Origin of the sequence: Clostridium oryzae (genome assembly GCF_002029235.1) — a bacterium.
GTDB classification, from domain to species: domain Bacteria; phylum Bacillota; class Clostridia; order Clostridiales; family Clostridiaceae; genus Clostridium_AE; species Clostridium_AE oryzae.
Genome location: NZ_MZGV01000097.1, coordinates 1 through 12,232, shown reverse-complemented (window position 1 = coordinate 12,232; position 12,232 = coordinate 1). Strand labels below are relative to the sequence as shown.

Sequence of the window (12,232 nt, the reverse complement as noted above, 5' to 3'; positions counted from 1 at the left end):
TACTTCTTCGTAAAACACGCTGTACCATTTTTTCATTTAGTGACCACCTTTTCTCCTATTTAGTGGTGTATCTTTATATTAATTAAAAGTTATCCACAATTGGCAAAATACATAAATTCCTAAAGAGAAAAAAAGGGTAGGAAGTGATTTCCGTCGGCTGGAAAATGCCTCCTCCAACCACTTCCTACCCTATGCCGGCTCTATGCATTTACAAAATATTATTTTCTATATTACTTCTCACAAATTTTTTCTTGTTTATTTATTAGTATTTTCTTCAGAGCTATCTTCAATATTACTTCATATATTATATAGTTGCATCTTTTTAGCAACGCATACAATTTATTCATTCACAATTACAAATTTCAGATAAATACGGGTTTGTCACAACACTAAATGATGAAACCATCTTTTTTATTTCTTCAAAAATATCTCTTAATGTTTTCCTCTAAATATCTATAGTATTTTTATACCCAATAATTGAATATAACGTGCTTTCTTAGGCAATTATATTAATAATGACATTTATATTATAGTGCTATGAATAATGCATAGATTGTTTATGGTCCATAGATAATAGATGTCAAATAGAAAAAATCTATGAAAGGAGGATGTTACGTTAAAACACATAACAATAGCCCTCTTTATTTACTGTTTTTTGTTTTTGGCGTAACTATATCGTTATGAGTTTAGTGCTTATTGGTGGACATGATAGAATGTATGAAGAGTATAGAAATGTCTGTAATAAGAAAGGTCATAAAGTAAAAATATATACACAAATGCCAGCCAGATTCGATAAAGCCATTGGCTATCCTGACAGAATTGTTTTATTTACATCAACCGTATCTCATAAAATGATTAGAACGGCAATTAAAGAAGCAAGGAAAAAAAACATACCTGTTATTAGATGCACTAATAGCAGTAGTTCATCACTTTCAAACCTTTTAGAACAACTTTAAACTCACTTATTTGTCAGTAACTTAGTATATAATCTTATCGATTTATCAAAACACGTTTATTGTCCTCCTGGTATTACATCAAGATGCAATCCTACAATAATTATATGTTTACTTCACTTTTCCATTGATTTACTTCAAGGGCTGCATATATAATAATAATATATGTAATTAAATTGGGGTTACAACTTATGTATAAATTTAAAATTAACCAGCTTGCAAATTCTATTAATAATGAACTTATTAATATACGCAGGGATATTCATGCTCATCCAGAAAGTGGATTGGAAGAATTCAGAACCTCTGCTTTAGTAGCAAGTATCCTTTCAAAACTAAACTTAGAAGTAAAAACTAATATTGGCGAAACTGGAGTCGTTGGATTACTCAAAGGCAAATTTCCCGGAAAAACCATAATGCTTAGAGCTGATATGGATTGTCTAAAAATAAATGAACTAAATGAACTATCCTATAAATCATTAACTCCTGGATATATGCATGCATGTGGTCATGATGCACATACTACATGGCTGTTAGGCGCAGCAATGATACTTAGTAAGTTTAAAGATGAATTGCACGGAAACGTTAAATTTGTATTTCAGCCTGCCGAAGAAACCGTAGGAGGAGCTGAGAGAATGATCAAGGCAGGAGTACTTGATAATCCAAAAGTAGATGCTGTTATTGGAGCGCATGCATGGCCTGATGCACCTAGCGGCTGTATAGCCGTTAGATATGGTGCTATGATGGCAGCTCCGGATAGATTTAAGATTACAATAATAGGCAAAGGAGGTCATGGTGCCGCACCTCACCTGTCTGTAGACCCTATTGCAATAGCTTGTGAAGTTTATTCCGGAATTCAAAATATAATCTCAAGACAGATAGATCAGTTAGAACCTGTATTGATAAGCATTTGTCGCTTCAATTCAGGATCTTCTTATAATATAGTTCCAGATACAGCCGAATTGGAAGGTACCGTTAGAACTTTTAGTAATGATATAAGAGATTCTATTCCAAAACTTATGGAGCGTAAAATCAAAGGCATATGTGATAGCAGCGGAGCAACCTATAAACTTGATTATACGCCATATTATCCTCCAGTTATTAATAATGATGATATGAATGCTTTACTAGAAGAAGTCGGCCATGAAATGTTTGGGGAAGGCAACGTAATAAAATTATCTAAACCCGTTATGATAGGTGAGGATTTCTCGAATTTCCAGCAGAATCTACCTTCTACGTTTTTCGGTGTAGGAACTTACAATGAAGAAAAAGGCATTGTTCATAGTCTTCACAGCCCTAATTTCAACATCGACGAGGATATCCTGCCAAAAGCATCCTCAGTATTTGCACTTTATGCACTACGATATTTAAACGGACATTTATAAAAAATGGTTACACCCTATGTCGGCCGGTTACGTTCATTAAGCAATTACACCACATCTTTTAGGCAAATTTCCTAATGGCTCATAACTCGGCTACGCCTCAAACAATTCGCCATCTTAACGGAAATTTGCCTAAAAGACATGGGTAATTGCTAAACTCACTCCAAATGCCTCCGTCGGATGTAACCATTTTTAATGCCCTAACTCTTAATATTAACAAGATGCTTTTATTATACTGCTTCTGTTGCCTTCTTATCTTAATTCTCTAATTTCAAAATATATTACTGTTTCTTGTTAACTTCTTCGTAAACACGTTGTATCGTTTTTTCATTTAATAACCACCTTTTCTCCTATTTAGTGGTGAATCTTAATTTTGATTAAAAGTTATCCACAATTGGAAAAAATCATAAATTCCTATAGACTAAAATAAGGGATGAGTGACCTCCGTCGGCTGGAAAATGCCTCCTACGGCCACTCAACCCCTTTAACCAGCTCTATGCATTTACAAAGTGCTATTTTCTATATTACCTCTTACAAATTATTTTTCTTATTTATTTGTTTTTTAGTATTTTCTTAAGAGCTTTCTTCTTATTACTTCGTATATTATATAATTACATCCTTTTAACAATAAATTCAATTTATAAGTAAGTAAGAAGTAAGAGTTATTGAAGAAATTCAGCCTAAAGCAGAATTTCTTCCTTCTCTTTACTCTTCTATTTATTTAATCCCTTTAACTCCAAATCCCGCACCTTCACCTACTGTTATGATGCTTTCATTGAAAACAGCTCCACCTAGAATTGGATCTTCACTGCACAGTACTGGTCCGTCTAGATCTATCTTTGTTATTACGCTTTTAGCTGCTGCTAGATGAACCGCAGCATTTACACTTACCTTAGCTTCAAGCATACAGCCAATCATGCATTCTACTCCATAAATTTCAGCTAAAGAACATATCTTAAGTGCATTATGTATTCCACCTGTCTTCATAAGCTTGATATTGACTAAATCCGCAGCTCTCATCTGCATTATTGTAGCAGCATCCATGGGTGAAAATACGCTTTCATCTGCCATTACAGGTATATAAACATTATCCGAAACAAATTTAAGACCTTCGAAATCATGAGCTTGTACAGGTTGCTCTACGAACTCAATGTTAAGTCCTGCATCTTCCATCTTTTTAAGTATATAAACAGCTTCCTTAGGTTTCCAGCCCTGATTAGCATCTATTCTTAAATCAATGTCATACCCAACAGCTTTTCTTACAACTTTTAATCTTTCTATATCAAGTTTACTATCTTTACCAACCTTGATTTTCAAAGTTTTATACCCTAAATTCATTGCTTCTACGCTATCTTTAGCCATTTGCTCTGGATCGTTAACACTTATAGTTATGTCCGTAACAATTCTATTCCTGTATCCGCCCAGCATCTTATATACTGGAATTCCGTACAGTTGTCCATATAGATCATAAAGTGCTATATCTACAGCAGCCTTAGCACTGGTGTTTTTAACGATGCATTTATCAAGTTTACTCATTAAGCTTTCAAAATTATCTACTTCCATACCTATTAGAGATGGCTTTATAACCTCATTAATAGCTGCTGTTATAGACCCTTTAGTATCTCCCGTTATTACCGCTGTTGGAGGAGCCTCACCATACCCCGTGTTTCCCGTATCTGTTAGTACCTCCACAATTATATCTTCCACACTGTTAACCGTTCTAAGAGCAGTCTTAAATGGTTTTTTTAGCGGTACTGATATTTCCTTAAGTTTTATATCAATAATTTTCAATTTCTATTCCTCCTTTAGTAAAATAACTGTAAAACATCGAAGAAACTCTACCGAGTACGTTTCTGGCATAATTGTCACTCTTGGCATTCCAGGTAAACATAGAAAATATATAGTCACCTTTATTAGAGTATACTATACCCACATCATTTTTTATGTTTGTAAGATCACCAGTTTTATGAGCTATAATAACATCATCTGGTAAATCAAGCTTCATCATTGAATAGTCAAGTTGATTTTTCATTATTTCAAGCATCTGCTCACTGGCTTTTTCGCTTACTAACTTGCCTTTATAAGCTAGCTGAAGAAATCTAGCTGCATCCGCCGCTGATGTCTCATTGTCGATACCAGCTTCTCTAGTCTCAAAATCTAACATCTTTCTTTTCACAGAAGTCTTTGTAAAACCATACCTAGCATTAAAGTCATTTATATTGCTCATCTTCAAACGTTCAATAAGTACGTTAGTTGCAGTATTATCACTTTGTATTATCATAAGAGTGATAAGATCTCTAATAGTGTAAGTAGTGTTTTCATCGAGAAGATACACTATACTGTAAGGTATTCTTTCTTTTTTAGTTATAGCAATCCTTTCCTCTAAAGATAATTCACCATTTTCAGTCATTTCAAAAGCTCTTGCCATAATAAATAATTTTATTATTGATGCTGATTGGATCTTTGTATTACCATTTACATCTATTATACACTCGTCATTATGCAAATCTTTTATTACAAGTGAATATTGTATATCTTTATTTTTCATGTAATCAATTATTGCTTTTTCTATCAATTTATCAACTCCAATATTATGATATAGTTAAAATATTAATAAGTTTGTATTTTAATAAATATTATACAATATTTATTCACTAACATGTATAATAAATATACATATTATTTTAAAGCGAGGTGCAGCCTTATGTATAAAATAGATTGTCAAATTCCAGAGTATATGAACTCTGCTTCTTTCTGGATAACTAAGATAAACGATGCAGATGGCCTTATATTATCTTCAAATGCTATCAGCGATTTTAACTACAAGATATCAAAAAAGGTACCTGTATTGTGTGATTTTGATGCCAAGCAAGGTTACATTGATTTCAACACACTATCAAATCTGATTGAAAGCTATAAAATTCCACAAAAACAAATGTATAGTGCTGAAGGACACCCTATTGAAAGCAATTTTTATAAACAGCTTGTTCTCAACACTAATCTTGAGGCCGTGTTAGAAAAAAATCCAATTAAGTACGGTATTACTTTTAAAAAAACTCAATTAAGAAATTTCCCAACTGATACAGCTATTTACGCTTCTCTTCAGCATGCAGAAATGAAGAATTTCGATAGACTTCAGGAAACAGGCTGTGAGCCATGTGAAGCATTACTACTTCTTCATTCAAGCAAGGATAAAAAATGGTATTTTGTGAAAAAATATAATTATTACGGCTGGGTTAAAGCTGATGACATAGCCATTTCAAAAAACAGAAAAGATGTCTTTGACTATATCGAAACCAAAAATTTTCTAACAGTCATAGACAAACGTATCACCATATCAATTAATTATGATGGATATGATTCTATCAGCTATGGCATGGGAACTAAATTATACCTAACTAAACCTGCTGCTTCACATTCAGATTATTTATATGTAAAAATTCCCCTGCGCTCAGTTGATGGTGCATTATACTATAAAGAAGTTAAACTTAAAAAATCCTCTTCCATAATTGAAGGTTATCTTCCTTATACCAGAGCTAATATCTTGTCGCAAGCATTTAAATTTCTTGGTACAGGTTACGACTGGGGAGATAAGAACTTTGGGCAAGACTGTTCAGGTTTCATTCTTGCGATTTATAAGAGTTTCGGATTTAAACTTCCCAGAAACGCTGATGAACAAGAAGCTTCATTCATAAATACAAAAAACTCCATAATCTTTAATGAGCACGATAATCAGAAAATAAGGAATCAAAAACTTGATAGCCTAAAACCCGGAGCGGCAATTTTTAAAGATGGACATGTAATGATGTACTTAGGAAAACATGATAATATCCATTATATGATACACAGTTTTGCCGAATATGGAGTATTGACACAGAATGGTGCCTACGAATGCAGAACAGCTATGATGGTTGCTATTTCTCCAGTAACATTAAAAAATTCCAAAGGTGTACCATTTATAAATACGTTCACTTCCTGTGTTGTATATGAGTAATATAATCATTGTAGAAGCCTAATCCTAATAAAGAGTCGGAAAATATCCGACTCTTTATATTGCTTCTATTTATATTTATTTACCTTGTACATATGCTCTGTCAAAGGACATTCCACCAAGCGGTGTCTTTACAACGCCTTTGCAATATGGTTTAGCTGCTACTGTACTTACACCAAATACAACAGGTATTACTCCCACATCACCCATAAGTATATCCTCAGCTTGGTGTATATATTGCATTCTCTTTGCAGGATCTTTTTCTAGTTTAGCTGCTGCAATAAGTTTATCATATTTAGAATTCTTATACTTTCCATCGTTATTTCCATCATTGCTAACAACAAGCTGCATGAATGTCATAGGATCCATATAGTCACCAATCCAGTTATCTCTTGAAATATCGAATTTACCCTGCTTAAGATTAGTCAAAAGAACCTTCCATTCAACTTCATTAAGCTTTACATTTACTCCAATCTTCTTCCACATATCCTGAAGAGCCTGAGCTACTTGCTTGTTTACTGGATCTGAGTTGTAAGAATACTCAATCGTTGGAAGTCCTTTACCATTTGGATATCCAGCCTCTGCTAACAGTTTCTTAGCTTGTGCTATATCAGCTTTACCGCTATAGTAGTCTCCGCCAACAGTTCTAAATTCTTTTGATGAATCTGAATCTTTTATTCCAAAAGGAATAAATCCTGTAGCAGGTTTACGTCCATCTTGGAAAACTGCATCTGCAATACCTTGTCTATCAATAGCTAAAGAAAGCGCTTTTCTTAACTTAACATTCTGGAATAATTTCTTTTTACTGTTTATTGCAATATAAGTATCTTGAACGCTTGGAATAGCCTTTGCCTTTCCATCAGCTAGGTAGTTCTTAACATCTGTAGCAGGTATCGTATCAAGATAATCTATATCTCCAGTCTCATAAGCACTTAACGCAGATGATGAATCTGTCATCATTAAGAACTTTAATTTGTCCAATTTAACTTCTTTTTTATCCCAATAGTTATCATTCTTGACAAAGTCTATCTCAGAATCATGTGTCCATTTAGTCATTTTAAATGGTCCATTTCCTATAAATGTATCTGGGTTCTGTGTCCATTTTTCTGGATCTTTTTCAACTATATCCTGTCTTACTGGCATTAATGTAGCAAGGGCAGTAAGCTGAAGGAAATATGGTGTAGGATTCTGTAATTCTACTTCAAGCGTCTTATCATCGACAGCCTTTACACCAACATCTGAAGCTTTAGCTTTACCTAAATTGTATGCTTCTCCATTTTTAAGATAATAAAGCTGAGTTGCATATCCTGCTGCTGTCTTTGGATTAAGTACTCTTAACCATGCATAAACGAAATCTTGTGCTTTTAAATCTTTTCCATCTGACCATTTAGCATCTTTTCTGATATGGAATGTAAATTTAACAGGATTGTTTTTATCGTAGTCTACTTTTTCTGCAGCTGCAGGTACAGGATTTAGATCCTTATCAAACTTCATTAAACCCTCAAACATAGCATTATCAACACTAGATGCTCCAATTGCAGTACCAAGACCTGGATCTATCGAGTCTGGTTCAGCCCCCATATTATAAACAATGCTTTGAACATCTTTCTTACTAGAAGATTTTCCTGCATCCTTTGATTTGCTTGCACACCCAGAAAGCAAAGTAGCAGTAAGTGATACAGTTAAAACTGCTGTGATAACTTTGGATAGAATTCTTTTACTCACTAAAAGTCCCCCTTTTATTAATATAATTTTGTAATATAGAATATATATTAGGGTAAAATGCAGACATACTTTTTATATTTTCATCATATTTTTTATATTTGTGAATTCTGCAATTCAACCCTATAATAATTATCAAATTAATATAAATGACATGCCACACTGTGGTCTGGAGCCATTTCTTTAAGTTTTGGTGTAACTTGTCTGCAAATATCTTTTGCATATTTACATCTTCCACTAAATCTACAACCTTCCGGCGGATCAATAGGACTTGGTACATCGCCATTGAGTACGATTCTTGATTTTGTTGCAGATTCATCTGGATCAGGAATAGGTATTGCTGATAGTAAAGCCTGAGTATATGGATGAAGTGGTTTTGAATACAATTCGTTACTTTCTCCAACCTCTACCATATTACCAAGATACATTACTCCTATTCTGTTGGAAATATGTTTAACCATCGATAAATCATGTGCTATGAACAGATATGTCAGATTCAAGTTTTCTTGGAAATCCTCTAACATATTTACAATCTGAGCTTGTATTGATACATCAAGTGCAGATATGGGTTCATCGCAAACAATAAATTCTGGTTCTACTGCCAAAGCTCTGGCTATACCTATTCTTTGTCTTTGTCCACCCGAAAATTCATGAGGATATCTATTGATATGCTCACGGTTTAACCCTACAGTATCTAAAAGATATTGAATTTTTTCTTTTCTTTCTTTTCCAGAGGCTAATCTATGAATATCCATAGATTCACCAATAATATCTCCAACTGTCATACGTGAATCAAGTGATGCGTATGGATCCTGAAATATTATTTGCATTTTTTTTCTATAAGGAAGCATCTCTTTTTCTGACAGTTTTTCTATATTTTTTCCGTCAAATATTATCTCTCCGTCAGTAGGTTCATACAACTTCAATGTTGTTCTTCCACAGGTTGTTTTTCCACATCCTGACTCACCTACAAGACCTAAAGTTTCTCCCTTTTTAATATAAAATGAAACATCATCTACAGCCTTTACGTAACTAACCTTATTATTAAAAAATCCTTTTTTAACTGGATAATATTTTTTTAAATTTTTAACTTCTAATAGAATTTTATCTTCATTACTCATTGTTTTTCCTCCCTAGTAAAGGATTTTCAATCCTCGGCGCATCAGGATGATTTAACCAGCAAGCTGAAACTTGAGTGTCACTAATCTCGAAACCCTGTGGTTTCTTTTCAAGGCATACTCCCATAGCATAGTCACATCTAGCAGCAAAAGGACATCCTTTTGGAGGATTAAGTAAGTTTGGTGGTTGCCCCTCTATAGGCTTCAGTCTTTCCTTTATCAAATTCTTGGGATTAGGTACACTCCTTAGCAATCCCCATGTATATGGATGTCTCGAATTATAGAATATATCCCTCTTTGTTCCTCTCTCTACTATAGTTCCGCCATACATAACATTTATCATGTCACATAAATCAGCTACTATTCCTAAATCATGAGTTATCATTATTATAGAAGTATTCATTTTTTCTTTAATATCCTTAAGCAACTCAAGGATTTGTGCCTGAATTGTTACATCAAGTGCTGTAGTAGGCTCATCAGCTATTACAAGCTCAGGTTCACATATAAGTGCTGTAGCAATCATAACCCTTTGCCTCATTCCACCAGAAAATTCATGCGGATATTGTTTAAGTCTTCTCTCCGGCTCAGGTATACCTACAAGTTTAAGCATTTCTATAGCTTTGTTTTCAGCTTCTGCCTTAGATATTTTCCTGTGAACCACAAGTGGCTCCATAAGCTGTCTTCCTATTGTCAAAAGCGGATTTAGGGATGTCATAGGATCCTGAAATATCATACCAATTCTGTCTCCCCTTATCGCCTTAAGTTCACTCTTTTTAAGATTCGTTATATTCGTTCCGCTAAATGTTATCGTACCATCAGTTATTTTTCCATTGTCAGAAAGTAATCTCATTATCGACATCATAGTGACAGATTTTCCGCTGCCTGATTCTCCAACTATACCTAATGCATCACCTTTTTTCAAACTAAAGGATACATCCCTTACAGCTTTTACTTCTCCAGCATAAGTATAAAATGAGGTACACAAGTTATTTACTTCAAGTATATTCTCCATTGTCACACCTACTTTCTCATTTTAGGATCTAAAGCATCTCTAAGACCATCACCTAAGAGGTTAAATGCTATCATTGTTATACATATAGCCATAGCAGGAATAAAAAGTTGATATGGATATGATCTGTATGTTGCAAGAGCATCATTACATAATGTACCCCAGCTTGACATTGGTGCAGAAACTCCTAAACCTACAAAGCTTAGAAATGCTTCTGTAAAAATTGCATCTGGAATTGATAAGGTTAATGTAACTATTATCTGACCCATACAGTTAGGAATAAGATGTTTCAATAAGATTCTTCTTCCATTTGCTCCAGCTGCTTTTGCTGCAAGAATAAATTCCTGATTTTTAAGTGAGAGTACTTGTCCTCTAACTATACGTGCCATACCAGTCCAGTATGCGATTCCTAGTGTTATATATACATTTCCAAGCCCTTTTCCCATTACCACCATAAGTAATATTACATAGAGCATCATAGGTATACTGTATAATATATCTACTATTCTCATCATGATATTATCAACCATTCCACCTTTATATCCGGCAAACCCTCCATACAATAGACCTATCGTAAGATTGATAATAGCAGCGACGAATCCTACTGAAAGGGATATTCTAGCTCCATACATTACTCTTACGAAAATATCTCTTCCAAGCTGATCTGTACCGAACCAATGTACTTTATTAGGTGCTTTATTTGCATTCAGAAGATTGTTGCTTGCATAGTCAAATTTAGATATATAAGGACCAAAAATAGCTATTAATACAAGGACTATTACTACAATAAGACAAAGCATAGATACTTTATCTTTTTTTAGCCTTCTCCAAGCATCCTGCATATATGAAAGGCTTTGTCCTGGTATTGCATCTTCTTTTATTTTCTGCTTATCGGCTGGACTAAAATCCAAATCTGATTCTTTATAATCAACATAAGATGATTCCATTTATTTCACTTCCTACCCTTCAAGTTTTATTCTTGGATCTATAAGTGCATATAAGATATCTACTATCAAATTTGATATTATCAAGAATGCGCTATAAAATATCGTAACACCTAATATCAATGTGTAATCCCTGTTAGATATACTATCTACAAATGATCTTCCAAGTCCCGGTATAGTAAAAATCTTTTCAATAATAAAACTTCCAGTTAATATACCTGCTATTAATGTGCCTAAATATGTTATTACAGGAAGTATTGCATTTATTAAAGCATGTCTAAAAATTATAGCTGTTTCAGACAATCCTTTTGCCCTAGCATTTCTTATGAAATCCTGTCTGATAACATCAAGCAAGCTTGATCTAACAAGTCTTGTAATAAACGCACATGAAAAACCTGCAAGGCCTATAGCTGGTAACACATAATGTTTAGGACTTGTGAGTCCAAATACAGGAAAAATTCTAAGTTTTTCGGCAAAAATATAAATGAACATTGTTCCCATAACGAAACTAGGTATTGTAACTCCCAGTATGCTGACAAACATGACAAGCTTATCCGGCCATCTGTTTTGGTTTAGTGCCGAGATTATCCCCATAAATATTCCAAATGCTAATGAAACTAATACAGCTACAGTTCCTAATCTAGCTGATACCGGGAAACTTCTGCCTATGATATCATTAACGGTAGTTCCTTTCTGCGCTGTGGATGGTCCCATATCTAACGTGAGCAAATTTTTAAGATAATTTCCATACTGCCAATAAAGCGGTTTATCTTGATGATATTTAATCATTAAATTTTTCTTTATCTCAGGTGGCAATTTCTTGTCCGAATCAAAAGGTCCACCTGGTATCGCATGAGCCAGTAAAAATGTAATTGTTATTACAACCCATAGAGTGAATATACTTGACACTATTCTCTTGAGCAAATATTTTGACATTATGCACCTCCGAAGTATGATATTTTGTATAATTATAACAAACAGCTTATAATTATAACAATACATGATTTATAATTATAACATGTAAATGCAATTAATCAATATATAATATTAATACTTCATCTTGGTAAAATAATCTATGAAATTTTTTTTGTTTACTTCATTTTAATACTTTAATAT

10 protein-coding genes are annotated in these 12,232 nt (G+C 33.6%); 3 read left to right on the top strand and 7 right to left on the bottom strand.

The window, feature by feature from the left end; translation table 11 throughout:
• The first annotated feature begins 680 nt into the window (after positions 1 to 680).
• Positions 681 to 956, top strand: a complete 276-nt coding sequence (locus CLORY_RS21390; protein WP_079428371.1) for a DUF2325 domain-containing protein — start codon at positions 681 to 683, stop codon at positions 954 to 956.
• Positions 957 to 1,144: 188 nt separating this feature from the next.
• Complete coding sequence (locus CLORY_RS21385; RefSeq protein ID WP_079428369.1) at positions 1,145 to 2,335, top strand: M20 metallopeptidase family protein; 1,191 nt, start codon at positions 1,145 to 1,147, stop codon at positions 2,333 to 2,335.
• 714 nt (positions 2,336 to 3,049) lie between these two features.
• Here CLORY_RS21385 and CLORY_RS21380 read toward each other — a convergent pair.
• Both CLORY_RS21380 and CLORY_RS21375 read right to left on the bottom strand, forming a co-directional pair.
• Complete coding sequence (locus tag CLORY_RS21380) at positions 3,050 to 4,123, bottom strand: dipeptide epimerase (protein WP_079428367.1); 1,074 nt, start codon at positions 4,121 to 4,123, stop codon at positions 3,050 to 3,052.
• Positions 4,110 to 4,907 (bottom strand): serine hydrolase, encoded by a 798-nt coding sequence (locus CLORY_RS21375; protein ID WP_079428365.1) that lies wholly within the window; start codon positions 4,905 to 4,907, stop codon positions 4,110 to 4,112. Before CLORY_RS21375 ends, CLORY_RS21380 begins: the two co-directional genes overlap by 14 nt.
• Positions 4,908 to 5,036: 129 nt before the next feature.
• Here CLORY_RS21375 and CLORY_RS21370 point away from each other — a divergent pair, with 129 nt between their 5' ends.
• Positions 5,037 to 6,326: an SH3 domain-containing protein gene (locus CLORY_RS21370; protein ID WP_169911711.1), complete on the top strand. Its 1,290-nt coding sequence runs from the start codon at positions 5,037 to 5,039 to the stop codon at positions 6,324 to 6,326.
• A 75-nt stretch (positions 6,327 to 6,401) separates the two neighbouring features.
• Here CLORY_RS21370 and CLORY_RS21365 read toward each other — a convergent pair whose 3' ends face one another.
• The 5 genes from CLORY_RS21365 to CLORY_RS21345 all read right to left on the bottom strand — a co-directional run bounded on the left by CLORY_RS21365 (position 6,402) and on the right by CLORY_RS21345 (position 12,052).
• Positions 6,402 to 8,048, bottom strand: a complete 1,647-nt coding sequence (locus tag CLORY_RS21365; RefSeq protein ID WP_079428361.1) for a peptide ABC transporter substrate-binding protein — start codon at positions 8,046 to 8,048, stop codon at positions 6,402 to 6,404.
• 137 nt (positions 8,049 to 8,185) lie between these two features.
• Positions 8,186 to 9,166, bottom strand: coding sequence for an ABC transporter ATP-binding protein (locus CLORY_RS21360; protein ID WP_079428359.1), 981 nt, complete (start codon positions 9,164 to 9,166; stop codon positions 8,186 to 8,188).
• Positions 9,159 to 10,175 (bottom strand): ABC transporter ATP-binding protein, encoded by a 1,017-nt coding sequence (locus tag CLORY_RS21355; RefSeq protein WP_079428357.1) that lies wholly within the window; start codon positions 10,173 to 10,175, stop codon positions 9,159 to 9,161. The genes CLORY_RS21360 and CLORY_RS21355 overlap by 8 nt, the downstream gene beginning before the upstream one ends.
• 8 nt (positions 10,176 to 10,183) lie before the next feature.
• Entirely contained in the window at positions 10,184 to 11,119 is a 936-nt protein-coding gene (locus CLORY_RS21350) for an ABC transporter permease (protein WP_079428355.1), read from the bottom strand.
• A 12-nt stretch (positions 11,120 to 11,131) separates the two neighbouring features.
• Positions 11,132 to 12,052, bottom strand: coding sequence for an ABC transporter permease (locus CLORY_RS21345; protein ID WP_079428353.1), 921 nt, complete (start codon positions 12,050 to 12,052; stop codon positions 11,132 to 11,134).
• Positions 12,053 to 12,232 lie beyond the last annotated feature (180 nt).

Coding starts and splice junctions, on each gene's coding strand:
- CLORY_RS21360 (WP_079428359.1), bottom strand. CDS start 9,166: ATGAGTAATGAAGATAAAATTCTATTAGAAGTTAAAAATTTAAAAAAA.
- CLORY_RS21345 (WP_079428353.1), bottom strand. CDS start 12,052: ATGTCAAAATATTTGCTCAAGAGAATAGTGTCAAGTATATTCACTCTA.
- CLORY_RS21385 (WP_079428369.1), top strand. CDS start 1,145: ATGTATAAATTTAAAATTAACCAGCTTGCAAATTCTATTAATAATGAA.
- CLORY_RS21355 (WP_079428357.1), bottom strand. CDS start 10,175: ATGGAGAATATACTTGAAGTAAATAACTTGTGTACCTCATTTTATACT.
- CLORY_RS21350 (WP_079428355.1), bottom strand. CDS start 11,119: ATGGAATCATCTTATGTTGATTATAAAGAATCAGATTTGGATTTTAGT.
- CLORY_RS21390 (WP_079428371.1), top strand. CDS start 681: ATGAGTTTAGTGCTTATTGGTGGACATGATAGAATGTATGAAGAGTAT.
- CLORY_RS21370 (WP_169911711.1), top strand. CDS start 5,037: ATGTATAAAATAGATTGTCAAATTCCAGAGTATATGAACTCTGCTTCT.